Source organism: Micromonospora sp. NPDC000316, from assembly GCF_042898885.1.
In the GTDB taxonomy this organism is placed as follows: domain Bacteria; phylum Actinomycetota; class Actinomycetes; order Mycobacteriales; family Micromonosporaceae; genus Micromonospora.
This window is the reverse complement of record NZ_JBIAZG010000011.1, coordinates 129295-155831: the sequence shown is the minus strand read 5'-3', so window position 1 is coordinate 155831 and position 26537 is coordinate 129295. Positions and strand designations below refer to the sequence as shown.

Genomic DNA, 26537 nt, shown 5'->3' with positions numbered 1-26537 from the left:
CCGAGAGTGGGGACGGGCATGACCAGAAACGTACGACGCGCACTCGCCGCGATAGCGGCAGTCGCGACACTCATCCCGGCGACGTCGGCGGCAGCCGCGCCGCGAACGGCAGCGGCACCGCAGGCGGCGGCACCGCAGAAGACCGCGGTCCTGGTGTTCCACGGGCCGGTGGCCGAGCAGCAGGACCCGGTGGCGCGCGCAGCGGACACCATCCGGCAACTTGCTGCCGGTAATGACATCGATGTCATCACCACAAGTGACCCAAACGTGTTCACCACGGCCGGGCTGTCGGCGTACCGCAGCGTGGTCTTTCTGTCCGCGACGGGCGCCGCGCTCAACCGCGACCAGGAGTCGGCGCTGCAGAGCTACATGAAGGCCGGCGGCGGCTTCGTCGGCATCGCCGACGCCGCCCGCGCGCAGGTCGACTCGACCTGGTTCACCGGCCTGATCGGCGCACGCCCTGCCGGCGCCATCCCGGTGGCCGAGCCGGTCGCCCGGGTGACCGCCAGCGGCGAGAACGCACCGGACGAGACAAAGGAGAAGCTCACCGACGGCGACGCCAACACCAAGTGGCTGGTCCGCACCGCGACCGGCTGGGTCGCCTACGAGCTGAGCGCGGCCAAGCGGGTCACCGGGTACGCGCTGACGTCGGCGAACGACTTCACCGGCCGCGATCCGAAGGACTGGACGTTGCAGGGCTCGGCGGACGGGCAGAGCTGGACCGACCTGGACCGGCGGACCGGTCAGGTCTTCCCGGAGCGGTTCCAGACCCGCCGCTTCGACATCGCCACGCCCCAGGAGTTCACGCACTTCCGGCTGAACATCACCGCGAACAGCGGCGAGCCGCTGATCCAGCTCGCCGACCTGCGGCTCTTCACCGGCGACGCCACAGCTCCGCAGTTGCCGCCGGTGAGTCGGTCGGTGGTCGACATCCTGGACCGGAACCACCCGGCCACCGCGTCGCTGCCGATGACGCTCACCCGCTCGGACCGCTGGGACAACTGGGACCCGAACCCACTCGGCACCGTGCACACCCTGGCCCAGGTGCAGGAGCGGCACTACAACCCCGGGCCGGGCGCCAACGGTCCGTTCCACCCGGTGTCCTGGTGCCGGGACTACGACGGCGGCCGGTCGTTCTACACGGGCATGGGCCACACCGAGGGCAGCTACGGCGAAGAGGCGTTCCGCACGCACCTCACCGGCGCTCTCAACTGGACCACCGGCCGTGTACGCGGCGACTGCCAGGCCACCATCGCGTCCAACTACAAGGTGGAGCGACTCACCGCTGCCAACCAGACCGGTCAGCTGGACCAGATCGGTGAGCCGCACGGGCTGACCATCGCGCCCGACGGCACGGTCTTCTACGTCGGCAAGGCCGCCTGCCCGAGCGGCCCGATCGCGGACTGGAACAACCCGAACGTCGGTAAGGGCTGCGGCACCATCCACTCGTGGGACCCGCGCACCAAGCAGGCGAAGCTGCTCACCACCCTTGAGGTGATGGGCAACCGGGGCAGCGGCTCCGAGTTGGTGAAGAACGAGGAGGGCCTGCTCGGCATCGTGCCGGACCCGAAGTTCGCCGACAACGGCTGGCTCTACGTCTACTGGATGCCGCACGAGTCGATCGACAGGGTGAAGCGGGTCGGGCAGCGCACCATCTCGCGGTTCACCTACGACCGCGAGGCGCAGAGGATCGACCAGGGCACCCGCAAGGACCTGCTGGAGTTTCCGGTGCAGATCCACAGCTGCTGCCACGCCGGCGGCGGCATGGCGTTCGACGCCAAGGGCAACCTCTACGTGGGCTCCGGCGACAACAACTCCTCCGAGGGGTCGCAGGGCTACTCCGGCAACAACTGGACCCAGGAGTACGAGGGGATCTCGTTCCAGGACGCCCGCCGTACGTCGGGTAACACGAACGACCTCGCCGGAAAGATCATCCGGATCCACCCGGAGGCGGACGGCACGTACACCATCCCGGAGGGCAACCTGTTCCCACCGGGCACCGAGAAGACCCGTCCGGAGATCTACGTGATGGGCGTGCGCAACATCGCCCGACTCCAGATCGACCCGGAGCACCAGTGGCTGACCGCCGGCTGGGTCGGCCCGGACGCTTCGTCGCCAAGCCCCACCCTCGGCCCGGCGAAGTACGAGACCGCCACCATCATCACCTCCGCCGGCAACCAGGGTTGGCCGTACTGCATGGGCAACCGGCAGCCGTACCGGGACCGCAGCACCACCGACGCGACGGTGCTGACCGGCTGGTACGACTGCGACAACCTGAAGAACGAGTCCCCCCGCAACACAGGTCTGGTGGACATCCCGGCGGCCCGGGACAACATGATCTGGTATTCGCCCGACGGCGGGGGACCGGTCTTCCCGAAGAGGACCGACGGCAGCGGCCTGCCGACCTACGTCGCGGCCGACGCCACCTACACCCAGCCCTACCTGCGCGGCGGCGGACAGGCCATCATGTCCGGTCCGACCTACCACCGCGACCTCGTCGACGCCAACAGCACGGTGGCCTGGCCGGAGTACTGGGACGAAAAGTGGTTCATCGGCGACCAGTCGAACGCCAACAACCGCGTCGCCGTCACCGTCGACCCGGCCGGCGTGCCACAGGCAACCCCGCCGGTGTACGCCGAGTCGCTGCGGGCCATCATCCCCAGCGGTAACGGCGACACCCGGTTGCAGAGCTGGATGGACGCCAAGTTCGGCCCGGACGGCGCGCTCTACCTGCTGGACTACGGAGGCGGGTTCTTCAGCCTGCACCCCAACCAGAAGCTGATCCGGATCACCTACACCGGCGGCGCGCCCACCCCGGCACCGGCGGCGAACTCGGTAGCCGTGCAGAACAAGCCGTTGACAATCGCCTTCGACGGCTCCCGCTCCGGCGGCGTCAGCCACCGTTGGGAGTTTGGCGACGGCGCCACGTCGACCGAGGCCAACCCCCGGCACACGTACGCCACTGTCGGCACCTACACGGCGAAGCTGACGGTGACGTACGCCGACGGTGAGAAGGCGACAGTGCAGTCCACTGTCACTGTGGGTTGCGCGGTGCCCGATGCCCGGCAGACCGTGTGGCTCGACGACACGGACAGCAAGGTGCCCAACCGCACGGTCGGGCAGGGCTGCACCATAAACGACCTGATCGACGACGAGAGCACCTGGCCCGACCACAACAGCTTCGTCCGACACGTGACAGCGGTGACCCGCGCGCTCCAGGACGACGAACTGCTCACCGCCCGCGAGTCCGGCACGCTCACCCGCCTGGCCTCCGCGTCGGAGATCGGTCGGGACGGGCACACCGGGTACGAACCGCTCTACGACGGCACCGTGGAGTCGCTACGTGGCTGGCAACAGGCGCCGACCGGGTCGTTCGCCATCCAGCCGGACGGGGCGCTGCGCTCCAGCGGTGGCATGGGCATGCTCTGGCACACGAAGGAACTCGGGGACTTCTCCCTGAAGGTGCAGTTCCGCGACATCGCGCCCGCTGACAATCGGGCCAACACCGGCGTGTTCATCAGGTTCCCCGACCTGCGGACCCCGCTGGAGCAGCGCCCTCCGGGCAGCTGCGGCACTGTCGGATCGGCCCGGACCTCGCAGGCGTGGATGGCGATCTACTGCGGGCACGAGATCCAGATCTACGACGGTGAGACAGGTGAGCCGCAGAAGACCGGCTCGGTCTACAACTTCGACTCCGTGCCGCTGGCCCAGGCCGGCGTCACACCGAAGAACCAGTGGAACGACTACGAGATCCGCGCAGTCGGCCAGCACTACACCATGATCCGCAACGGTGTGGTGATCAACGAGTTCGACAACACGCCGGGCAAGCAGTCCTCCCGCGCCGGCGACCCGCCCACCGATCTGCGGCAGTTCCTGCGCGGCTTCATCGGCCTGCAGAACCACGGTGACAACGACCTGACCGAGTTCCGCAACATCCGCGTGCGGGAACTCTAGGAGAGACGATGCCCCGACAACTGACGGCAGCGCTGGCGGCGCTCCTGCTCACGGTGATCCCGTGGGCAGCGACGCCCGCCTCCGCCGCCCCACGCGCCGCGGAACAGGTGCTGACCTGGACCGCCGACGACGACATCACCCGCTACAAGTCCGCCCCCACGCAGGCGGTGGCCGGTGCGACCACGATCATCTGGGAGAACAGCGCGGCCACCGGCAACACCACAGGGATGCCGCACACCCTGACCTTCGACACCACCACCGAGGGCTACAACCACGACGTCACGCTGAACATCCTGGCCAACCCGTTCGACGCCAACGACGGGCGACACCAGGCGGCCGTGACGCTGACCCCGGGCCGGTACCGCTACTTCTGCACCATCCCCGGCCACAGCCAGATGGTGGGCGAGTTGGTGGTGACCGACGGCGGTGGCGGCGACGACACCACAGCGCCGACGGTGACGGGCGCCGTGTCGGGAGACCGCGACCAGGACGGCAACTACATCGCGGCCGCGACGGTGACCGTGACGGCCACCGACACCGACTCCGGTGTGGAGACCGTCGAATACCAGGTCGACGACACGAGCTTCCAGCCGTACACACAGCCGGTGCGCGTCACAGCGATCGGCGACCACTCGGTGCAGTTCCGCGCCACCGACCAGGCCGGCAACACAAGCGCTGTCGGCTCGGTGTCGTTCCGCATCGTCGAGCCGACCCAGGAGGACACCACCCCGCCGGTGGTCACGGCCGCGCTGTCCGGCGACCGCGACGGCGACGGCAACTACGTCGGTACGGCCACCGCCACGCTCACCGCCACCGACGCGGGTTCCGGTGTCGCCACCATCGAGTACTCGCTGGACGGGGGCGCCTTCACCGCGTACGCGAACCCGATAGTGGTGAACGCGGTGGGGATGCACATGCTGCACTACCGGGCGACAGACGTCGCCGGCAACACGTCGGCGGAGCAGATGGAGCACTTCACGGTCGTCGCACCGCCGGCCGAGGACACCACGCCACCCGCCGTGTCCGCCACCGTCACCGGCGAGCGCGACGGGGACGGCGCGTACGTCGGTGGCGCCACGGTCACCGTCACCGCGACCGACGACGAGTCGGGCGTGGCGAAGATCGAGTACGCGCTCGACGGCGGCGGCTGGACCGCGTACACCAGCCCGGTCACCGTCCGTGCCCCGGGCGCGCACACCGTCCGATACCGGGCGACCGACACCGCTCAGAACACCTCCGCCGAGCAGTCGACGACGTTCACAGTGGTGGCCGACGGCACCGACGCCTGCCCCGAATCCGACACCCGGGCCACGGTGGTCATCGACGGCGACGACACAGGAGTGGCGAACGTCGACACCGGCGACGGCTGCACGATAAACGATCTGATCGACGAACACGCCAACTACGCAGGCCACGCCCAGTTCGTCAGGCACGTCGAAGCGGTCACCACAGCACTCGTGACCGGCGGCACGCTCGACCGGCGGCAGCAGGGCGCCATCGTCCGGGCCGCGGCCCGATCGGACGTCGGCGCATGAGTCCTCGAATCTCATCGACAGGGAGTACAACGATGCCCAGACGTACAGTCGTCAAGCTGGCCACCGTGACCGCCGTCGTCGCCGGCTCGGTGCTGGCGGTGGCGCCCACCGCGCACGCCGACCTGGTCACCCACTGCATCGGCACCGGCGGTGCGGTGACCGTGCCCAACGACCTGCTCGTGCCGGCCGGCAAGTCCTGCTCGCTGACCGGCACCACGATCACCGGCAACGTCACTGTCGCGGCCGGCGGCAACCTGGTGGTCACCGGCGGCCGGGTCAGCGGTGAGGTGCGCGTCGCCGCCGACGGCTACCTCGACGCCACCGACACGAGCGTCGACGGCCAGGTGGTCCTGGCCGCCGGCGGGTACGGCATCTTCCTGAAAGACGCCCAGACCGGCACCGTGACCGTACGGCCGAAGGGTTCCGCGACCATCGACAGCTTCCTGTTCGCGGAGGAGTCGACGATCGCCGGGCACGTCAACGTGAGCGCCGGTGAGGTCCGGCTCGACCGCGGAACGCAGGTGCAGCGCAACCTCAGCAGCACCGGCACCTACTACACCGACGTGCACGACTCGTTCGTCGACGGCACGCTGTCGGTGCTCAACAGCGCCACCGGCAGTGTGGTGTGCGGCAGTGCCGTCCGGGGCCGGGCCACCTTCGCCGGCAACCTGGGCGGCGTGCAACTCGGCCCGAACGGGGTCCTCGACAGCTGCGCCTCCGGCGGCTACTGGGGCGCGGACGTCAGCATCACCAGCACCACAGGTGGCGTCACCGTGGACGACACCATCATCAACGGCCAGTTGACGGTGACGTCCAACAACCCGGTGGCACAGGTGGCCGCGAACAACCGGATCCGCGGCGGCGTGACAGGTGACCAGGCGACCGCGACCGCCAACCGGGCCGCCCGGGTGGTGAACCCGGACCGCGAGGAGGCCGGCGAGCAGCGGGCGGATCTTCGCCGTACCTCGGCCGAGCAGGCGGCCAGCGCGGCGGGCGCGGCCCGGCTCTAGGAACCCGGATGGGCACGCCGGGCCGGACGTCATCAGGCGTCCGGCCCGGCGCTCGTCGCCGACGTGGCCTCAGTTGCGGTGGGCGCTCACTTGATGGCGAGCGCGTTGGGCGGGGAGCCGACCCCGCCTGGGATGTTCAGTGGCTTGCAGGTCAGGAAGAAGTCGTAGCGGCCGTCCTGCGCGCAGCTCGTGGCGAGCTGATCGAGCTTCCACAGCTCGCCCATGGCCATGCCGAGCAGGGCGATCAACGGTCGGTGCAGCATGCCGCTGTGGTTCACCCCGCGCTCGGGTGCGCGTTCGTCGGCCATCCGGAAGTCCGAGTCGATGACGGGATCGGCTTCGACCGCGGGCGTGTCACTCGCGACGAGCGCGATCTCGTGGTCCCACAGCCACCGCAGTGTCTGCTCGCGTTGGGCCAGCCCGGGGGACTTGTTGCGGGTGTTGAACTCGATGCGCTGCGACCGGGTCTTCGACACGTAGTTCTCGGCCCAGCCGGTGCGCAGCAGCAGGATGTCACCGCCCTGCCACTGGACGCCCTGCTCCGCCGCGATGGCGTCCAGGGTGGGCGCGTCGAGGACTACTGTCGTCTCGCAGTCGTACTCCCGGCGGTGCGCGGCGAAGAAGCGCGGCACGTCCAGCAGCACGCCCCGTCCCGCGATGCCCGACTCGGCCCAGTTGTGGATGCCCAGCCGGGTCGACTCGCTCGTGTTGTCGGCGGCCGCGAGCCCGTTGTAGAAGCCGTGTCGCGGGTGGCCGATGTGGCGCAGCGCGTCCACCTGTGACGTCGACTGGAGATAGAACGAGTCGAGCCAGTCGTCGCGGTGGAACTCGTTGTTGGCGAACACGTGGTGCTCGGTGGCGGGGCGGGTGCCGGTGGGGTATGGCTCGAACGCGTTGACGGGGTAGTCGAGGTTGAATCGCTGGCCGCTGCGGACCAGTCGCGCGGCCGCCGCGACGCGCTCCGGCGTCAGGAGGTTGATGGTGCCCATTTCGTCGTCACGGCCGAAGACATCCCAACTGGAGTGGGGTGGGTCGGCGGAGGAGAGGTCGTCATAGGTCGGCATGTGGCCCTTCACCTGGAGCCTTCAGTTCGTCGCTGAGCGCGGTGGCGGTTGCCAGGAGTTGCTCGAGTGCGGTGGCCAGGTCGAGTTCCCCGGCCCCGAGGATTGCCACGGTGGCGCACATTCCCTGCTCGTCGAAGACCGGCGCCGCCATGGCGAACAGACCGCCGCTGTGCCGGGCGATGCTGAACCCCTGCCGGCGGGCGGAGTAGATCTCGGACTCCAGCCGGGCGCGGTCGACCGCCGACATCCCGGCGGCGGCGGCGTCCAGCACGGACGGGTCGGCGTACGCGAAGAACAGGTGGGTCTGGGCCGCTGTCATGTCGAGTTTCGAGCCGGCGTGCACAGTCACCACCACCATCCGACTCGTGTCCTCCTCGACGAGGGCGACCACCGGTTCCTGCGCGCCGCGGATGCTGAGCACCGCCGTCATCCGGACGGCGGTGCGCAGCTTCCGCAGGTGAGGGCCGGCGATCTCGACGATGCGTTGGCGGCCCAGGGCCTGAATGCCCAACTCCAGCATCAGCCCGCCGAGTGCGAACGTCCCCCGCCGGGTGCCCCTTTCGAGGATGCCCGCGGCCACCATCGACGCGCAGTACCGGTAGGCGGTGGTGCGATTCAGCCCGGTGCGTTCGGCCACGTCCGCCGCTGTGAGCTCGAGGACCCGAGGGCCGAACAGCGCGAGGATCTGCCCGACACGTGCAACGGCCCGGATGTCGGAACTCGAGGCATCGGCCGGATCAAAGTTCACCATCGCTGAATCGTAGTTCACAGAGGGAACTCCGAGGGTTCAGTGCGACCCGCGGGGGAGTGGCGTCATCCCGCCAACCAGTTGGTGAGCTTGGTGGTCACCTCGTTGAAGTTGGCAGCGTACCAGTCGACGTCCTGAAGGACTGTCTCGCCGGTGTTGGCGGGGCCGTAGACCTCGACCTTCTTCGCGTTCTGCGAGAGGTTCGACTTGGCGGCCTTGTTCACCGGCGCGGTGCCGAGGGCCTCGGAGATGCCGGCGACCGCTTCTGGGGTCACGACCTGCGGCAGGAACCGTTGTGCGGCCTGGACGTTCTTCGAACCCTTCGGGACGGCGAAGGCGTTGATGGAGGTGACTGTCACGTCCCAGACGACAGTGACGTCGGTGCCGTCGTCCATCAGTGGCACGAGTCGGGAGTCGGCCAGCAGGAACATGTCGACCTGCTTCGAGCCGACCGCCTGTTGCAGGGCGCCGACGTTCGGGGCGAACGTCGTGACCTTGCGGATGGTGTCGAGCTTCTTGAGCGCGCGGTCGACGTCGAGCGGGTAGAGGTCCTTCGGGGCCACGCCGTCGGCGAGCAGCGGATATTCGAGGATGCCGTTCTGGATGTTGGTGAGGATGCCGCGCCGGCCCGGGAACTTCTGGACGTCGAAGAAGTCCTCGATCGTCTTCGGCGCCTTTGTGGCGTCCGGGAACGCGTCGGTGCGGTACGCGAACGGCGACGCGTTGATGAAGTTGCCGATGTAGCACTCGCCGACGGTGCCCTCGACGAGGTCCTTCTTGTCGACCGCGGAGAAGTCCAGCTTCTCGAAGAGCGTCCCGCAGTTCTGGGTGGCGGCAGCGGGGGCGACCGCGACCACGTCCCACAGCACGGAGTTGCTCTGCACCTGGGCCTTGACCTGGGAGACGTCCGGGGGCGACGAGTTGACGAACGTGACGTTGGGGTTCGCGGCGGAGTAGGGCTTCTGGTAGTGCTCGATCATCGCCTCCTGGCCGACGCCGCCGTAGGCGACGAACGTCAGCTTGACGGGCCCGTCGGGGTCGGTCGCGGTGGCTGTCTCGCCGCCACAGGCGGCCAGCAGGGCCACGGCGGTGATCGCGCTGATGGTCGCGAGGCCGCGACTAGTTCTGGTCACCATGTCACTTCCTTCGGTCTAAGGGGTTCGCTCGTCGGCTCTAATTGTTCAAAGTATGGGTCTTGACTTCGTAATATGAACGCTAGGCGAGGTCGACGAGGCTACGCAAGGGCCATTCAGGCATGATGTTTGGAATACGTCGATAGATGTTCGGCCAGTGAACGTTTAGACGGCCACGACACGTTGCTTGTCGACGCGCCACCAGGCGGTGACCGACTGGCCGACGCTCAGGTCCGTCTGCGTCGCGTCGAACCTCGCGCGCCCCACCGTCCCGTCCCGACCGAAGGAGAGGACGGCGGTGCGGTAGGCGCCCATGTAGCCGATGTCCCGGATGGTCGCGGGCACCGAGTTCACCCCGGCCGGCACCGCGGCGTCGTCGGCGCCGACGCGGACGTCCTCCGGCCGCACCACGAGCGCGGCGCGCCCACCGGCACTCGCCCGGGCCGACACCGTACGGGAGTCCAGCGCCCAGACGGTGTTCTCCCACACCACTGTGTCGTCCGCGCGCCGCGCCAGCTCGAAGACGTTCGAGTCGCCGAGGAAACGCGCGGTGAAGAGCGTTTCCGGGGCCTCGTAGAGCGATTCCGGCGTGCCCACCTGCTCGATGCGGCCGTCGTTGAAGAGCGCGATGCGGTCCGACAGGTTCATCGCCTCCTCCTGGTCGTGCGTGACGAACACGAACGTCGACCCCACCTCGCGGTGGATCCGCTGGATTTCCATCTGCAGGGAGGCCCGCAGGTTGCGGTCGAGCGCCCCCAGCGGTTCGTCGAGGAGCAGCGCGGTCGGACCGAAGACGATGGCGCGGGCGAGGGCGACCCGCTGCTGCTGGCCCCCCGACAACTGGGCCGGATAGTTGTCGTCCCGGCCGGTCAGCTGGACGAGTTCGAGCACCTCGGCGACCTTGCGGGTGATCTCGGCCCGGGGCACCCGCCGCTCGCGCAGCGGATAGGCGACGTTCTGGGCGATCGTCATGTGCGGAAAGAGCGCGTAGTTCTGGAAGAGCATGCCCAGGTTGCGCTTGTGCGGGGGCAGCGCGCTGACGTCGGCCCCGTTGAACGAGATCGATCCCGCGGTGAGCGTCTCGAATCCCGCGATGAGGTTGAGCGTCGTGGTCTTTCCGGAACCACTCGGCCCGAGCAGCGTCATGAACTCGCCCGGCTCGATCGTGAGTGAGACGTCCGCGACGGCGGGGATCGCCAGTCCGTAGTCCTTTGTCACACCGTTGAGGCGGATCTGTGTACCGGCCCGCGCTGGGATGGACGCGGGCGCGGGCGCGACAGTGGGGGACGGCGTTGCAGGCATGCGAACTCCTATCGGGACTTTCCTCGGCTACCCACGAACTGCAGGACGAGGCAGATGATGGTGACCGCGGTGACCACGAGGCTTGATGACGCGGCGATCGTCGGGTCGATCTCGACGGTGACGCTGTTGTACATCTGCACGGGCAGCGTCTGGAACAGGGGAGAGCGCAGGAAGAGGGCGATCACGACCTCGTCGAACGACGTCACGAAGGCGAAGATGGCACCCGTGACGATTCCCCGGCTGATCAGCGGCATCGTCACGCGCAGGAAGGTCCGGTGCGGCGGGGCGCCCAGTGACGCGGACGCGCGCAGCAGCTTCGGGTCGAACCCGCCGAGCGCACTTGTCACCGACACCAGCACGAACGGCACGGCTATCGCGGCGTGCGCGAGCACGTAACCGGTGATGGTGCCGACGAGCTGCCACTTCAGGAAGGAGATGTAGACCGCCACCGCGATGACGATCGCCGGCGTGACGATCGAGATCATCAGGACGGTCCGCGCGAAGCGCGCCAGCCGGCCGGTCAGGTTGTGCAGGCCCAGCGCGGCGGCGGTCCCGACCACTGTCGCGAGCGTGGCCGAGAGCACTGCCACAAGCACCGAATTGCGCAGCGAGGTCAGCCACACCGGGTTGGTGAAGAAGTTCTCGTACAGCTTGAGCGAGAAGCCCTCCGGCGGGAACTGGAACGTCGACGCGGAGCTGAAGCTCATCGGGATGACGATCAGGGTCGGGAGGATGAAGTACAGCCCGACGAGCAGCACGATGACGTACAGCCACCACGGGATCGGGTCCACCCCTCGCCCGCGTCGGCGGGTGCGGCGCGGGCGGGGCGCCGGCGGCGCACCCGCCTCCGTCTCGATGTCACTCAACGCGCGGGTCATGACTGGTCCTTCGGACGAGTGGCGGCGACGACGCCGATAGCCGAGATCGTGCCCCCGAGGCGGTTCGCCCAGGCCACGAGCACGAGGGTGACGACGAGCACGAGCATCCCCAGCGCGCTGGCCCCGGCGAAGTCGAGGAGCTGGGTCGTGCGCTGGCCGAGCAGTTGCGCGACGAGCGACTGCTGCGGTGAGCCCAGCAGGGCCGGCGTGACGTAGAAGCCGAGGCTCAGCGTGAAGACGAGGATCAGCCCGGCTACGACACCGCCGCGCGACAGCGGCCAGTACACCTTCCAGAACGCCACGAGCGGATGGGAGCCGAGCCCGCGCGCCGCCAGCAGCAGTCGCCTGTCGATGCCGCTGAGCGCGCTGAACAGTGGCAGCACCATGAACGGGAGCAGCACCTGGCTCATGGCGATGGTCACCCCGCCGACCGTGCCGTAGAGCACGATGTCCAGGCCGAACTGCTCCAGGAACGAGTGCACCGGCCCGTTGCGCTGCAAGATGATGATCCACGCGAAGTTGCGGGCCATCACCGACGTCCAGAACGGGATCAGGACGATCACCAGGAGGATGCCGCGCAGGCGCGGCCCGACCCGGGTCATCAGGTACGCGTACGGGTAGCCGAGCAGAAAGGCGATGACGGTGACCATTGCCGCCGTCATCGCGGTGCGGGCGAGCACCCGCAGCGTCACCCCGTCGGTGAAGAGCGTCTGGTAGTGCTGGAGCGTCCAGTCGGGACTTCCGGCACTGCGGATCAGGCCCTGGCCGAGTGGGACGAGCAGGATCACGGTGATCAGTGCGAACGCCGGCACGAGCAGGAGCCACTGTGGGCTCGGGGTGCGCCGCTTCGCGGGACCTGGCATCTTCAACTCCGCCTTTCGCCCGTCAGTTCGGGCTCGCCTGTCCTGCATGGGATCAGCTCGCGACCAGCGAGCCCAGGGTCTGCGCCGCCTGTTCGAGCGCGTGAACGCGCTCGGTCGACTGGCCCGCGGGGCGCAGCATCGCGGTCGTGCCGAGAAGTGCCATCGCGGCCTGGACGTTGCGGGTGGCGAAGATCGGCACCGCTACCGACACGAAACCCTCGCGGTCGAGGTCCGCCCAGGCGACCCGGTGGCGCCGCACGCCGACGAGCGCGTGCTGCTCCGCGGCGGCCTCCGCAGGGGTGAGCCGCTCGTGTGCGCGGGCCACCGCCGCCGGATCGGACTGGAACGCCAGGAGGACGCGGGTCTGCGCCGCCCGGAGTCCGAGCACCGTGCCGACGCGCACGGTTAGCACGATGGTGCCCTGGTTGGCCTCCTCGACGAGCGTCACCACCGCCCCCGAGCGGCCGAGGAAGCTCAGGACTGTGGTGAGCCCCGTCGTGTCCGACAGCTGACGCATGACCGCCGGCGCGAGCGTGAGGATCTGCTGGCGCACCGACACCAGCGCGGAGAGCTGGTCGAGCAGTGGTCCCGGCCCGTATGAGGCGCTGAGGAACCCGGCGCGCTGCAACGACTGCAGATATCGGTGTGCTGTCGTCCGGTTCAGGCCGAGCCGATCGGCCACGAGCGCCGGTGTGAGGCTGCACGTGTCCTGGTCGAGAAGCGCGAGGACACTCGCGGCGCGATCAATGGACTGGATCGTGGCCGTCCGCGTGGGACCGCCGGCCGCGCTGCCCGGGTTGCCGGTGCGGCGTGCGCGATGCCCGTGCCGCTCACCGCTCATGTCACACCGCCTCCGAGCCACTTCGGGTCCGTGTCGTGCATGTGTCCGGTCTGTGTCGTGCAAGTAGAGCAGCCGAAAGTTCATAGGGCAACCCTCAGCTTCGTATTGTGAACACGATAGGGGCCTGGCGGTGGTGTCGGACGCGCTCGACGCTGTGGACACACGTGAACGTGATCCGTATATTGAACTTCCGTTACGCATCCCGAACAACCCACCGACCCAAGGAGGTACTCGGATGTCCGTCGCCGAGGAGACGCTCACGCCGACGCCCGCTCTGCTCAAGGTGCTGGACGGCGCCGTCGACCTCCACTGCCACTCCGGCCCGAGTCCGTTCCCCCGCCGGTTCGATCACGTGGAGGCGTCGCACGACGCGGCCCGGATCAACATGCGCGCGATCCTGTGCAAGTCCCACCACCACAACACGGTGATGGACCTGCTCGCCATGCGAACGCAACTGGCGACCGCGCCCACGCCCATGTACGGCGGGGTGGCGCTCAACTCCGAGGTCGGCGGCGTCAACCCCTCGGCCGTGGCGGTGGCGATCAACATGGGTGGCCGCTGCGTCTGGGGGCCGACCGTGTCGGCGGGCCAGCACATCCGCGCCCACAGCCACGACGACGGTTTCCCGAGCGCCACGGGCAACCTCTACGAGTCGGAGGTGTCGATCTTCAACGCCGCCGGTGACGTGTCCGAGGAGGCGGACCTCGTCACCCGCCTGGTCGCCGACGCCGGGATCATGCTGACCGGGGGCCACCTCGACGGCGAGTCGATGAGTGCCTACTTCAAGACGGCAAGCGCGAACGGGGTCAAGCGCATCCTGCTGCACCACCCCGACTTCATCGTCGACGTCTCCGAACCCGACATCGAGACGATGCTCGGCTACGGCGCGTTCGTCGAGCACGAACTCTCGATGTACCACCCGCAGGTGCCCGCTCCCCGCTGGCCGATCCAGCGACTCGTCGACTGGATCAACAAGATCGGCCCGGAGCGCACGGTGCTCGACTCGGACCTCGGCCAGCAGGGCAACCCGCTGCCCGTGGACGCGTACATCCTGATCGTCCAGCAGCTGCTCGACCACGGCATCTCCGCCGCCGACATCCGCCAGATGATCTGCCGCAACACCGCCTACCTGCTTGGTCTCGAGGAGACCAACTGATGCGTACGGCTGAGAAGGTCATCATCACGACGGCGGTGACAGGCTCGGTGAACGTACCCTCGCAGAGCCCCTACCTGCCGCTGTCCGCGGCGGACGTGGCGCAGGCGGCCGTCGAGGCGGTGGAGGCCGGCTCGGCCGTCGTGCACATCCACGCGCGGCATCCGGACGGACGACCTGCCTTCGAACCCGAGATCTTCGAGCAGATCATTCCGCGCATCACCGAGCGCACCGACGCCGTCATCAACATCACCACCGGCGGGTCGTCGGCGATGACGATGGAGCAGCGGCTCGCGGCGGCCATCCGGTTCCGCCCCGAACTCGCCTCGATGAACATGGGGTCGATGAACTTCGTGTACTCCGGGATCGCCGACAGGGTGACCGAGTGGAGGCACGCGTGGGAGAAGCCCTACGTGCTCAACACCTACTCCCAGCCGTTCGTCAACACGTTCGACCGCATCGAGCACACGCTGCGCACGCTCGGCGCCAACGGCACCCGCTTCGAGTACGAGTGCTACGACATCGGTCACCTGTACTCGCTCGCCCACTTCGTCGACAAGGGCCTGGCGACGCCGCCGCTGCTGATCCAGGGTGTCTTCGGCATCCTGGGCGGCATCGGCGCCGACCACGAGAACCTCGAACACATGGTGCGCATCGCCGACAAGTTGTTCGGCGACGACTACTCGTTCTCCGCGTTCGCCGCCGGGCGGGACCAGATGCAGTTCGGCACGCACAGCGCCTGGCTCGGCGGGCACGTGCGGGTGGGCCTCGAGGACAGCCTCTGGATCGGCAAGGGACAGCTCGCGGAGAGCAACGCCCAGCAGGTCCGCAAGATCCGCGACGTGATCGAAGATCTCGGCAAGGAGATCGCCACGCCAGCCGATGCCCGCGCGATGCTCGCGCTGCGCGGCATCGAGACCGCCGAAGGGAGCGCACGCACATGAGTACGTACGCCGCAGACGACATCCGGTCGCGTTTGACGACCGCGACTCCCACCCGGGCCGTGGATGTGTCCACGCCCATCAGGCCCGCGCAGTGGATCGAGTTCCACACGTTCGCCCCGACGGTGGTCGGGCCGAACGGCAGCAGGACCTGGATCGCCCGCGCCGCCAACCTGGTGATCGCCTACACCGAGGCAAAGGCCGGCGACGTGTTCGCCCGCACCGCGCAACCGGACGAGTACGCCGTTCTCATGTACTCGTCTAGCGCACCCGTGACGGTGTCGGCAGGCGACGGCACCGAATCCGTCTCCGAGGAGGCGTTCGTGGTCGTGCCGCCGGGCGACAGCGAGATCCGGGTCGACGGCGACGGCATACTCATCCGGCTGTTCTCCGTCCGCGCGGAGGACCTGTGCGCGAGCGCGGTAAACGCGGCCGCGTACGCCGAGCCCGACGAGCGGGTCACTCCGCTGCACCCGTGGCCCGACCCGGTCGGCGGTTTCGCGCTGCGCGTCTACCGGTTGGCGGACACCCCGATCGCCGAGGGCCGGTTCGGGCGCATCTTCCGCACCACCAACCTCATGGTCAACTTCCTGGCCGAGGAGCCGAAGCCCCGCGACGTCCACAAGCTGTCGCCGCACCACCACGACGATTTCGAGCAGGTCTCGCTAGCGGTCAAGGGCAGGTTCATGCACCACATCCGCTACCCGTGGGGTCCCGACTCGACGCGCTGGCGGCCCGACGAGAGCCGCGAGATCGCCACTCCGTCGATCTGCGTCATCCCGCCGCCGACCGTGCACACGACCCAGGGGGTCGGCCCGCACCAGCAGCTCATCGACATCTTCTCTCCGCCGCGCGAGGACTTCTCCGCCTCGGGGTGGGTGTTGAACGCCGACGACTACCCGATGGCGTGACCGGCCCGCCGGAGCGGTCGAGCCGATTCCGCGAGGCCCTCGCCGACGTTTACGCGCCGGCCCTCGGCACCTGGGTCAAGATCCCGGCGATGGAGATCATGGAGCTGGTGGCGCTCGCCGGTTTCGACTTCGCCGTCATCGACCTGGAACACTCGCCGATCACGTTGGAGTCGGCGTACCAGCTCATCGGCACCGCGCTCTATCTGGGTGTCGCGCCCCTGGTGCGGGTGCCGGGCGCCGACGCGGGCGTTGTGCAGCGGATGCTCGACGCCGGCGCCGAGGGCATCATGATGCCGCACGTCGACACGGTCGAGCAGGCCCGCGCGGCGGTGTCGCTCGTGCGCTTCCCGCCGCTCGGGTCGCGGGGTGTCGGCTCGACCAGCCGGGCCGGCGCGTGGGGTGCCCGCTCCCGCGCGGAGTACCTCCGCTACGGCCAGCGGGAGGTCGTGCTCATCGCGCAGATCGAGAGCGCCGTCGGCGTGCGCAACGCCGGGGCGATCGCCGCGGTCGAGGGTGTCGACGCGTTGCTCGTCGGCGCCGCCGATCTCTCGGTGAGCGAGGGCAGGACCGAGTCCGACCCGCACGTCGTCGCCCTGATCGCGGCGGCCGTCGCGCACGGACGCGCCGCGGGAGTCCCGGTGGGCAACGCCGGCGGAGCCACTGTGGAGTCCGTCCGCGCTGCCGCGAGCGCGGGCTTCCGGTTCACGACCATGAGCAACGACGCGAGTTTGTTCGGCGCCGCCGCGAAGGCGGCCGTCGACGCGGCCAGGACCGTGACATACGAATTGGAGAGTCCATGACTGACGCACAAACGATCCGACCGCCGCTGAACGGCAAGGTCGTCCTTGTCGTCGGCGCGAGCGCGGGGATCGGTGCCGACACGGCGCGCGTCCTGGCGGCCGACGGCGCGGCTTTGATGCTCGTGGCGCGCACCGAAGAACCGCTCGCCGCGCTCGCCGCCGAACTCACGTCGGCCGGGCACGACGTCGCCTACGCGACAGGCGACGTGTCGGTGGCGCAGGACGTCGCCCGGTTCGTCGACGCCACTGTCGAGCGGTTCGGCCGGCTCGACGGCGCCTTCAACAACGCAGCGATGACGCAGGCCGGCCGCCTCGACGAGGTCTCCGAGTCGGACTTCGACCGGATCCTGGCGGTCAACGTGAAGGGCACCTGGCTGTGCATCCGTGAGGAGGTACGCGTCATGCGCCGACAGGGCGCGGGCGCGATCGTCAACGTCAGCAGCATCGGTGGGCTGCGCGGCAGCTCCGGCATGGGCGGCTACCAGGCCACCAAGCACGCCGTCATCGGGCTGACCCGCACCGCCGCCCACGACTTCGGCCCGCTCGGCATCAGGGTGAACGTCATCGCGCCGGGCCCCACCGAGACACCCATGCTCGCGAAGACCCGACTGGCCATCCCCGGCGGTGTGGAGGCGCGGATCGCCGCGACACCGCTGCGCAAGGTGGGAACCGGGACCGAGGTCGGCGTCACGGCGGCGTTCCTGCTCAGCGACCGGGCCAGTCACCTCAGCGGCGTCGTGCTGCCCGTCGACGGTGGTTTCAGTGCCTGAGCCGTCCGACGGCGTCGTCGGGACCCTCCGGCTCCCGCCACGTGTGCACTTCGGGTACGGAGCCCGCGCCCAACTGCCGGAGATCGTCCGCGTGCACGGCCGGCGAGTGCTCGCCGTCGTCGACCCGTTCCTCACGCGGACCCCGTTCTTCGACGAGACGATCGGCGCCCTGACCGCGGCCGGGCTCGACGTGCGCGTCCATTCCGACATCACACCGGAGTTGCCCGTCGACACCCTGGACGTCGCCGGCGCGACGGCGCGGGCGTACGGCGCGGACGTCATCCTCGCGATCGGCGGGGGCAGCGCGCTCGACGCGGCCAAGCTGATCGCGTTGCTCTGCGCCCACGACGGCCCGCTCAGCCGGTACTACGGCGAGAACCTCGTGCCCGGCCCGGTGATCCCGGTCGTGGCGGTGCCGACGACAGCCGGCACCGGGTCGGAGGTGACACCCGTCGCGGTCGTCTCGGACCCGATGCGGGAACTCAAGGTCGGCATCTCCAGCCCCTTCCTGGTGCCGGTCGCGGCAGTCGTCGACCCGGAGTTCACCATCGGGACACCCGCCACGGTGACCGCGTACTCCGGCATCGACGCGCTCGTGCACGCGGTCGAGTCGTACACGGCGCGGCCCTTCGACCTCGACTGGTCCGCCCCACTGCCGGTGTTCACCGGTCGCAACGCCCTCACCGACGGCATCGCGCTGCGGGCCGCGGGGCACCTCGGCCCGTGGCTGCCGGTCGCGGTGCGGGAACCCGCCGACCGGCGGGCCCGCCAGGAGGTCGCGATGGGCGCGCTCCTCGGGGGGATCGCCTTCGGTTCGACCGGCACCCACCTGTGCCACGCGCTTCAGTATCCGATCGGCGCGCTTACCAAGACCCCCCACGGGCTCGGCACGGGCCTGATGCTCCCGTACGTCCTCGACGCGCTGCGCGCCGAGGCGGACGTCGCGGAGCGGACGGCGGCGCTCGGTGCCGCGATCGAGGGGATCCCGCCCGGCGAGGCCTCCGCCGAGCGGACCATCGCCCGGATCGCGCGGATCAACCGTGAGATCGGCGTACCCGCAAGCCTCGCCGAGATCGGCGTCGAGCGCGCCCACCTGCCGCGGATCGTCGACCTGGCGCTCGGGTCGACGCGCCTGATCGCGATAGCCCCTGTCGCGCCGTCGCGTGACCTGCTGCTCGACATCCTCGAACGAGCCCACGCGGGCGCCCTGGCGGATCGGAGTGCCCCATGACACTGCACACGGACCTGTTCATCGACGGGCAGTGGCGGGCCGGCTCGGGCGGTGAGCGTTTCGACGTCGTCGACCCCGCCGACCTGTCGACGATCGCCCGCTTCGCGATCGCCTCCGAACAGGACTGCATGGACGCCGTCGACGCGGCGGCCGCAGCGCAGGACGCCTGGGCGGCGACCGCGCCGCGCGAGCGGAGCGAGCTGCTCCGCGCCGCCTACGAGATCCTCACCGCCGAGGTCGACGTCTTCGCCGAGCTGATGGTCCGCGAGAACGGCAAGTCCTGGGCGGACGCGATCGGGGAGGCCGGCTACGCGAAGGAGTTCTTCCGCTGGTTCGCCGAGGAGGCCGTGCGCGTGCCGGGGGACTACCGGCTCTCGCCCGGCGGCGACAAGCGGATCATCGTGGACCGGCAGCCGATAGGTGTCTCGCTGCTCATCACCCCGTGGAACTTTCCCGCCGCGATGGCCACCCGCAAGCTCGGCCCCGCCCTCGCCGCCGGCTGCACGACGATCCTCAAGCCCGCCCGGGAGACACCCCTGACCGCGGCCTACATCGTCGAGGTCCTGCGCCGGGCAGGTGTCCCACGCGGCGTCGTCAACCTGGTCACCCCGGTCCCGACCGGCCCGCTCGTGAAGCGGATGATCGACCGCCCCGAGGTCCGGAAGCTGTCGTTCACAGGTTCGACAGAGGTCGGCCGGGAGCTGCTGCACGCCTGCGCCGACAGTGTGGTGAGCACCTCGATGGAGCTGGGCGGGAACGCACCTGTCATCGTGCTGCCCGGCGCCGACCTGGAGACCACAGTCGCGGGCGCCCTGCTGGCGAAGATGCGCAACGGCGGCTCGGCCTGCACCGCGGCCAACCGCTTCTACGTGCACAGCTCCGTGCACGACGAGTTCGTGGCGCGGATGGATGCCGCGCTCGCCGGCATCTCGGTGGGCAGTGGGCTCGACCGTGGCAACGACCTGGGCGCTCTGGTCTCCGTGCACGAGCGGGACAAGGTCGCGACCCTCGTGCGGACCGCCGTGTCGCAGGGGGCGACGCTTGTGCGCGGTGGCCAGTCGTCGCCCGAGGGCGCGTTCTACGACGCGACGCTGCTCACCGACGTCACCCACGGCTCGACGATCACCACCACCGAGATCTTCGGGCCGGTGACCGCTGTGGTCCGCTTCGACGACGTCGACGAGGCCGTCCGGATGGCGAACGACACCGTCTACGGCCTCATGGCGTACGTCTTCGGTGAGGAGCGGGAGGCGATCGCCGTCGCCCGTCGTCTCGAAGCCGGAATGGTGGCGGTCAACAGGGGTGTCGTCAGCGATCCGGCAGCCCCGTTCGGGGGAGTCAAGCAGAGTGGCCTCGGCCGGGAGGGCGGCTCCGAGGGGATCCTGGAGTTCCTGGAGGAGAAGTACATAGCCCTCACCGCCTGACGGCACAACGAGAACCGCACCGGGTTGGCTGGAACTTCGGCCAACCCGGTGCGGTTCTCGTTGTGCCAGGTGTCAGATCAGCAGGTGCCTACCTGCTGCCACGGCCCGTTCGGCGTGCCGGGCGTCTGGTTGCGCGTCCACCACTGGGCCTTCCAGAGCTTGCCGCCGTGGGCGACGGTCTCGCCGCCGGTGTAGACCCACGACGCGGTCCAACTCAGGTGGGTGCCGGTCGCGCATGTCGCCGGAGCGCCGACCTGCATCCACGAGCCCCACGGTGAGGCTCCCGGCGCCTGGTTCTGCGTCCACCACTGCGACACGTGCACGGCGCCGTCGTGGGTGACGTACTCACCGCCGGTGTAGACCGTGCCGGAGTTCCACGCCGGGTAGGCGCCGCTCACCGGGCCGCTCGTGGCGGTGGCCGGTGGACGTCCCGGGCCGGTCGCGGTGACCCTCACCCGGACCTCGTGCCCGACGTCGGCGTGCTGCACGGTGTAGTTTGCCGCGCTCGCGCCGCTGATCGGCTCGCCGTCGCGCAGCCACTGGTAGGCGAACGACAGCCCGTCGACGTTCCAGGTCCCGGGGGATGCGGTGAGGCGTTGCCCCCACAGCCCGGTGCCGCTGATGCTGGGCAGGGCCTTGTTGAGCGCCGGAGCGTCCAGGTCCCATCCGTCGATCTGCGGCCCCGTCGGCGGCTTCTGGTAGCCGTGGGCAGTCATCCGCCAGTCGGGCCGCACCTCGCACGGTGCGCAGTCGGGCCAGTAGTGCGCCGGCTCGCGCCCGGTCACCGGGTTGCGGTAGTGGAACCACATGGGCACGATCGCCGGCCAGGTGACGAACTTGCCGGTGCCGCCCTGGAACCCTTCCCCGCGTACGCCCATCTCGCTGAGCAGGACGTCCGGCCGATACCTGGTCACCAGGGTGCTCGGCGCCGGGTCGGCCAGGTCGGGGTTGCGCGGGTTCGCCGCCGCCCAGCCGCCGGCCCAGTTGACCGACTGCCAGTAGAACTCGTCGATGGTCAGGCTCCATACCCGCCAGATGCCGTTCTCCAGCACGAACTCGTCGTTGTACATGGCGCCGTTGAAGGTGCCGGGGTTGTTGATCGACGTGCGCGGTTGGAGCAGCCGTGCGCGGAGGGTGGCCGACCGGCCGTCCTCCGACACGATGACCACAGGTTGCGGACGCCAGTGCATGGAGAGGCTGTTACGCATCGTCGACGGGTTGCTGCCGTAGACGGTGAGCCCGGCCTGCGCGATGCGCTCGGGCCCGACGAAGTAGCCCGCGAACGGCGACAGCTTGTGGCCGTTCGCCGCGTGGATCTGCGACATCTCCACGATCCGCAGGTCGTCGAGGTAGGCGGTGTAGGCCATCGAGACGTTCTCGGCGCCGTCGAACGCCTGCGAGCGGTCGAGCCGACGCTTGAGGTCGGCGAGGTCGGTGCTCGGCACCGCGGTACCCGCCGGCTTCGCGCTGCGACCGGCCACGTCGAGGAACGCAGGTACGACTGTGGCTGGCGCGGCTACGCCGCCATTGCCCCAACCGTCGGCGTAGGTGGCGACGATCAGGGGGGTGATCGTCATGTCCTTGAGCTTCCACAGCCCGCCGTCCTTGACGAACGAGTTGCGGAAGACGGAGAACTCCCACGACGCCGCGCGGGTGTTGGCGTCGCCCACCATGGCGAACTCGATGCCGCGGGCGACGGCCTCCTGCCCGTTGGGGTTGACCTCGACGATCGTGTCGAACAGCGGTCGCTCGTTGAGGATGCCCTGGGAGAGGTTCTCCGGCCCCATCCGCTCCATCGCCTGACGAACGCCGGCGCTGCCGTTGTAGACGCCCACGCCGTCGATCTGGACCTTGCCGGTCGGGACGAAGAGGTCCACCACGTCGGACCACATGCGGCGGTCGACGTAGTAGCCGTAGGAGTGCTGGAGGTTGCGGACCGCGTCCTCGTCGTTGAGTCGGTTGATCCTGGCCGCCAGCTCGGCGGCGGTCGCCGTCGTGGCCGGAGCGGCGCCCGTCGGCGGCGGGATGGGTACACCGGCCTGGTCGGGGGTGAAGTGGTAGGGAACGATCGGCAGGGCGCCGCCGACGTTGCGCCAGCCGGTGGCGTACGCGCCGGCGTACTGCGGGTAGTAGCGGAGAAGGCCGATCTGCCAGCGGCCGTCCTTGAGGACGTACTCGTTCTCGTAGATTCCGCCCTCGATCCGCGCCTCGCCCTGGCCGTCACCCAGGAAGCGCAGGCCGGACCAGCGGCCCTTGGCGGTGGTGCCGTCGGCCGAGAGGTTCACCAGGGGCTGGTCGATGACCACTGTGTGCAGCGAGCCCGGCCGGATGCCGTTCATGGCACCGGCGTCGGCCTCGAGCCACGCCGCGATCGCGTCGCGGCCGGCGGTGGTCTGGTCACCCCACTGCAACGTGCCGTCGGTGGCGAACAGTTGGGCCATCTCGGCCCACCGCCCGAACTGCGCCAGGTGGGTGTAGGTGCGCTGGACGTCCTTGACCTCGCGAAGGGACTCGACCCGTTCGACATCTCGGGCCAGCGTGTTGATCGTCGTCGACGCTGCCACGTTCGTGGCCGCGCGTGCGGGTTGTGCTGATGCTGCCGGTGGACTGATGGCCACTCCGGCTATCAGGAGTAGCGCTGTAGCCACTCCGGTCACACGTCTCATGCTCACGCCCCTATCCGTTGCCGTGTATTCGCGGACCCCTCGGGCGAGGGTGTCGGGCACATTTCGCATCGCCGTCCTCGGCGGGGAGGCGATGTCGCGAAACCTAGTCGAAATGTTCGCCCTACGCTAGACGCATTTCAATGGACGAACATTTAGCCCATGCGATCCCGGACTTTCGGCGGTTCGGCCATAGTGGAGGGCCTTTCAGGGCGGATCGAGTGGCGAAACGGTTGGAGTGGACACGAGCCAATGCACGCCTGCGCGGATGCCGACCAAGTGGTGTCGCACTCCGCACGAGCGACATACCGTGCATGGCTGGGCGGCCGGCGGTGCGTCGGCCGACATACAGGGAACGGCCCGGCCACGTCACGAGCTGACGTGGCCGGGCCGCCCGGCGGGTGACTCAGAAGTCGTCGACGTTAACGGTGATCCGGTGGGCGCTCGACCGCCAGTTCGGCACGTTCACCACGTCGTACCCGCCGCCGCGTTGTCCGACGGTGACGCGTACGACACCGAGGTGTGCCGGTGTTGCCGGGATGAACACATCCATGCCGGTGATGAAGGTCTGGCTGAAGAACTCCGGCAACGGGGCGGTCAGATCGGTCACGCCGTCGCTGCCGTCGTCGAACGCGAAGATGGCGATCGTCCTCTTGGCGCGCGGCGTGTTCGCCGGGTTCAGGACATCCCGGCCGTTGATCCAGAGGTTGTCGCCGGCATCGCCCTGGTCGCCCCACCACTCCTTCTGGCGCTGGATGGTAAGCGCCGTGTGCCGGTCACTCGTGTCGACGAGCGCGCCGAGACCTTCCCCCGGCACGCTTGTCGCAAGGCGTACGAACGAGTCCGAGCGCAGGAACGGCTGGAAGTAGAAGTGGTGCGTCGGGGCGCCGGAGCGCACGATCGCGAATTCGTAGCGGGCAGTGGCGAGCACCGGGAAGGGGCCGAACGAGCCGTCGCCCGTCAGCGGGACCCGATGCGCGGGCCGGGACGAGAGCCGACCGCCGGTCAGGTGGCTGACCGGGTAGACCTCAAGGATCGCGTCGGTGACGCCGACGTTGCTCGGGAAGAGGACCGCGCGGCCGGAGACCCGGGCGGTGCCGAGGATCTGCGGCACGATCCGCGTCGTGTGCGGCGCGCGGCCCCGGAGGAACCGGAAGATCTCGCCGAACGACTCCGGCGACGACACGGTCTGGGTGTGGGACTCGTCCGGCAGGTGCACGTTTGTCGCGCCCACGATGGTGCGGGCCGGGTCGCCCTCACCCCAGATGGCGAGGGTCGGCACATCGCCCGGCGGGGAGGTCGCAGTGCGTCCGTCCAGGTTGACGTAGTGCGCGACCCGGGCGGCGCGTGTCGGTGAGCTGGTGAGATAGCCCTGCATGACGAAGGTGCCCAGGGAGTGCGCGAGCAGGTCGACTCGGTCCGCGCCGGTCGCCGCCAGCAGGCGGGAAATCCTCGCGTCGAGCCCCGCGTACACCTGGGGCAGGATCGTCGCGATGTTCGGCGAGTCGTACTCGTGGGCCTCGATGATGTCGATCGGGTAGCCGTTGCTGGTGAGGCGCCTGGCCTGGGACTCGAACTGCGAGGCGGACCCGGCGCTGCCGTGTACGAAGATCACCGGCCGGTACGCCTGTGGGGCGGCGGCGTCGGCGGCGCGGGGCACGGGGGCGACGGACAGGCCTACCGCGAGGGCGGCCGCGGCCATCAGGGAGAGCAATCTCCGGCGGGACGTGTGCATTGATCCTCCACCTTGGGCGACGAAGTATTTGCACTTCTAGCGCAAGCATCGTGTCAGGGTGGCGGTCGGCGGTCCACACCGTCCTGCGGCTTCCCGGCAATCGGGGGGACGACGCGGGGCGATGGTGCACTGGCGCTGCGGTTAGTTGACCTCTTTGGCGAGCAGGTTGCCGACGGCGGCGCGGGCCGGATCGGGGTTCGCCCAGCTCCAGTTGGGGTGCGCGCGGTTGGTGAGCAGGGCGAGGACGAGTCTGCGGTTGGGGTCGACAACGAGCGAGGGGCCGGCGAAGCCGGTGTGGCCGAAGGTCCGGGCGGAGGCGAGCCTGCCCATGAACCAGCTCTGGTTGAGGACGACCCCGAGGCCGTGTGCGGAGGTGCGGTGGGGCCGCTCCGGGTCGACCGCCGGTTTCCCGGCGTTGAGGTTGGTGAGCATCCGCCGCACCGTCGCCGCGGCGAGGATTCGTCTGCCCTGGTAGGTGCCCCCGTTGAGGAGCATCTGACCGATGGCCGCGAGGTCGGTGGCGGTGGCGAAGATGCCCGCGTGACCGGCGACGCCGCCGAGGTGGTTGGCGACGTCGTCGTGGACGGTGCCCCGGAGCAGGCCCCGCGACGAGCGGGCGTCGGTGGCGACGAGGCGACTGGCCTTCGCGCCGCTCGACAGCCAGGTGTGGGGGTTGAAGCCGGTGTCGCGCAGGCCGAGCGGGCCGGTGAGGTTGCTCTTGAGCGCCTGGTCGAGCCGCTGACCGGTGACCTTCTCGACGATCTTGCCGGCGACCATGAGGCCGACACTGGAATAGCGGAACGTGTCCCCGGGCACGGCACCGGAAACCAGCCCCGTGCCGAGCACGGCGTTCCACCGTGCCGCGTTGTCGGCGAGGCCGGTGACCTTCGCGCCGACGGGAAGGCCGCTGGTGTGGGTGAGCAGCATCTCGACGGTGATCCGGTCCTTGCCCGTGCCGGTGAAGGCGGGCAGATAGTCGCGGACCGGCGCGGCCAGGTCGACACGCCCCTTGTCGACCTGCTGGAGCAGCAGGATGGCCGTGTACACCTTCGTGACCGAGGCGAGGTCGAAGATGGCGTCGGGGCGCATCGCGACGCGTTGGCTCGCCGCGAGCAGTTTCGGGCCCGCCCCGTAGCGCAGCGCCTCACCGACGGCTGTGTGCACGGTCGTCTTCCCGTCGACCAGGACGACGGCGACGGCACCGGGGAAGCCCTTGTGCTGGACTGTCTGTGGTGTGGCGGGCAGGTGCTCGCGGAGCAGCGCCGTCACGTCCTGCGCGTACCGGGCCTGGCCGGCGGTCCCCGCCCCAGCGCTCGGGGACGCGGTGGCGCTCGGTGAGCCCGACGGTGGTGGCTTCGTGTTTCCGGCCGAGCCGAACCCCACCCTGTTTCCGGCGGCGTCGGTCGAGGTCACCGCGTCGCCGGGGGCGGCCGAACCGGGCGCTGGCCCGCCCTTGTCACCGCAGCCGGCGAGGGCGGAGGTCGCGGCGGCCAGGCCCACCCCGAGCAGAGTACGACGAGCGACGAGCATGCCGGAGATCGTGACAGTTGGTAGGGGCGCCCGGCAACCGACCCGGCCGGA

Annotated in this window: 20 protein-coding genes; 10 read left to right on the top strand and 10 right to left on the bottom strand. The window is 69.5% G+C overall.

Going from position 1 to position 26537, the window contains the following annotated elements:
• Positions 1-18 precede the first annotated feature (18 nt).
• Genes ACFY2Q_RS21355 through ACFY2Q_RS21345 form a run of 3 tightly spaced genes read left to right on the top strand, consistent with a single transcriptional unit; the run spans position 19 to position 6499 of the window.
• Positions 19-3954, top strand: a complete 3936-nt coding sequence (locus tag ACFY2Q_RS21355) for a ThuA domain-containing protein (protein ID WP_387132801.1) — start codon at positions 19-21, stop codon at positions 3952-3954.
• Positions 3955-3962: 8 nt separating this feature from the next.
• Entirely contained in the window at positions 3963-5489 is a 1527-nt protein-coding gene (locus ACFY2Q_RS21350; protein WP_387132798.1) for an OmpL47-type beta-barrel domain-containing protein, read from the top strand.
• Between the two features lie 32 nt (positions 5490-5521).
• Positions 5522-6499: a hypothetical protein gene (locus ACFY2Q_RS21345; RefSeq protein ID WP_387132795.1), complete on the top strand. Its 978-nt coding sequence runs from the start codon at positions 5522-5524 to the stop codon at positions 6497-6499.
• A gap of 86 nt (positions 6500-6585) precedes the next feature.
• Here ACFY2Q_RS21345 and ACFY2Q_RS21340 read toward each other — a convergent pair whose 3' ends face one another.
• From ACFY2Q_RS21340 to ACFY2Q_RS21310, 7 genes are all read right to left on the bottom strand, one after another.
• On the bottom strand, positions 6586-7563 hold the full coding sequence (locus tag ACFY2Q_RS21340) for a cyclase family protein (protein WP_387132792.1): 978 nt from the start codon (positions 7561-7563) through the stop codon (positions 6586-6588).
• Positions 7550-8314, bottom strand: a complete 765-nt coding sequence (locus tag ACFY2Q_RS21335; protein ID WP_387132790.1) for an IclR family transcriptional regulator — start codon at positions 8312-8314, stop codon at positions 7550-7552. Before ACFY2Q_RS21335 ends, ACFY2Q_RS21340 begins: the two co-directional genes overlap by 14 nt.
• A 62-nt stretch (positions 8315-8376) precedes the next feature.
• On the bottom strand, positions 8377-9447 hold the full coding sequence (locus tag ACFY2Q_RS21330) for an extracellular solute-binding protein (protein ID WP_387132787.1): 1071 nt from the start codon (positions 9445-9447) through the stop codon (positions 8377-8379).
• Between the two features lie 162 nt (positions 9448-9609).
• On the bottom strand, positions 9610-10746 hold the full coding sequence (locus ACFY2Q_RS21325; protein ID WP_387132785.1) for an ABC transporter ATP-binding protein: 1137 nt from the start codon (positions 10744-10746) through the stop codon (positions 9610-9612).
• Positions 10747-10754: 8 nt separating this feature from the next.
• A complete protein-coding gene (locus tag ACFY2Q_RS21320) occupies positions 10755-11624 on the bottom strand; it encodes an ABC transporter permease (protein WP_387132783.1) in 870 nt (289 codons plus the stop codon).
• Positions 11621-12487 carry an ABC transporter permease gene (locus ACFY2Q_RS21315; RefSeq protein WP_387132780.1) on the bottom strand — a complete coding sequence of 289 codons (867 nt, stop codon included), beginning with the start codon at positions 12485-12487 and terminating at the stop codon, positions 11621-11623. Before ACFY2Q_RS21315 ends, ACFY2Q_RS21320 begins: the two co-directional genes overlap by 4 nt.
• Positions 12488-12539: 52 nt before the next feature.
• Positions 12540-13328 (bottom strand): IclR family transcriptional regulator, encoded by a 789-nt coding sequence (locus ACFY2Q_RS21310; protein ID WP_387132777.1) that lies wholly within the window; start codon positions 13326-13328, stop codon positions 12540-12542.
• A 235-nt stretch (positions 13329-13563) separates the two neighbouring features.
• Here ACFY2Q_RS21310 and ACFY2Q_RS21305 point away from each other — a divergent pair, with 235 nt between their 5' ends.
• Genes ACFY2Q_RS21305 through ACFY2Q_RS21275 form a run of 7 tightly spaced genes read left to right on the top strand, consistent with a single transcriptional unit; the run spans position 13564 to position 20558 of the window.
• Entirely contained in the window at positions 13564-14484 is a 921-nt protein-coding gene (locus tag ACFY2Q_RS21305; RefSeq protein WP_387132774.1) for a DUF6282 family protein, read from the top strand.
• Positions 14484-15425: a 3-keto-5-aminohexanoate cleavage protein gene (locus tag ACFY2Q_RS21300; protein WP_387132773.1), complete on the top strand. Its 942-nt coding sequence runs from the start codon at positions 14484-14486 to the stop codon at positions 15423-15425. The genes ACFY2Q_RS21305 and ACFY2Q_RS21300 overlap by 1 nt, the downstream gene beginning before the upstream one ends.
• Positions 15422-16333: a hypothetical protein gene (locus ACFY2Q_RS21295; RefSeq protein WP_387132771.1), complete on the top strand. Its 912-nt coding sequence runs from the start codon at positions 15422-15424 to the stop codon at positions 16331-16333. Before ACFY2Q_RS21300 ends, ACFY2Q_RS21295 begins: the two co-directional genes overlap by 4 nt.
• Positions 16330-17133 carry an HpcH/HpaI aldolase/citrate lyase family protein gene (locus ACFY2Q_RS21290; protein ID WP_387132769.1) on the top strand — a complete coding sequence of 268 codons (804 nt, stop codon included), beginning with the start codon at positions 16330-16332 and terminating at the stop codon, positions 17131-17133. The genes ACFY2Q_RS21295 and ACFY2Q_RS21290 overlap by 4 nt, the downstream gene beginning before the upstream one ends.
• Positions 17130-17903, top strand: a complete 774-nt coding sequence (locus tag ACFY2Q_RS21285) for an SDR family NAD(P)-dependent oxidoreductase (protein ID WP_387132767.1) — start codon at positions 17130-17132, stop codon at positions 17901-17903. Before ACFY2Q_RS21290 ends, ACFY2Q_RS21285 begins: the two co-directional genes overlap by 4 nt.
• Positions 17896-19134, top strand: a complete 1239-nt coding sequence (locus tag ACFY2Q_RS21280; RefSeq protein ID WP_387132764.1) for an iron-containing alcohol dehydrogenase — start codon at positions 17896-17898, stop codon at positions 19132-19134. The genes ACFY2Q_RS21285 and ACFY2Q_RS21280 overlap by 8 nt, the downstream gene beginning before the upstream one ends.
• Positions 19131-20558: an NAD-dependent succinate-semialdehyde dehydrogenase gene (locus ACFY2Q_RS21275; protein WP_387132762.1), complete on the top strand. Its 1428-nt coding sequence runs from the start codon at positions 19131-19133 to the stop codon at positions 20556-20558. Before ACFY2Q_RS21280 ends, ACFY2Q_RS21275 begins: the two co-directional genes overlap by 4 nt.
• Positions 20559-20635: 77 nt before the next feature.
• Here the strand turns inward: ACFY2Q_RS21275 and ACFY2Q_RS21270 are convergent, their stop codons facing one another.
• The 3 genes from ACFY2Q_RS21270 to ACFY2Q_RS21260 form a co-directional block, all read right to left on the bottom strand.
• A complete protein-coding gene (locus ACFY2Q_RS21270) occupies positions 20636-23122 on the bottom strand; it encodes a nuclear transport factor 2 family protein (RefSeq protein ID WP_387132760.1) in 2487 nt (828 codons plus the stop codon).
• 505 nt (positions 23123-23627) lie between these two features.
• A complete protein-coding gene (locus ACFY2Q_RS21265; protein WP_387132757.1) occupies positions 23628-24956 on the bottom strand; it encodes an alpha/beta hydrolase in 1329 nt (442 codons plus the stop codon).
• Positions 24957-25097: 141 nt separating this feature from the next.
• Complete coding sequence (locus ACFY2Q_RS21260; RefSeq protein WP_387132754.1) at positions 25098-26486, bottom strand: serine hydrolase domain-containing protein; 1389 nt, start codon at positions 26484-26486, stop codon at positions 25098-25100.
• Positions 26487-26537 lie beyond the last annotated feature (51 nt).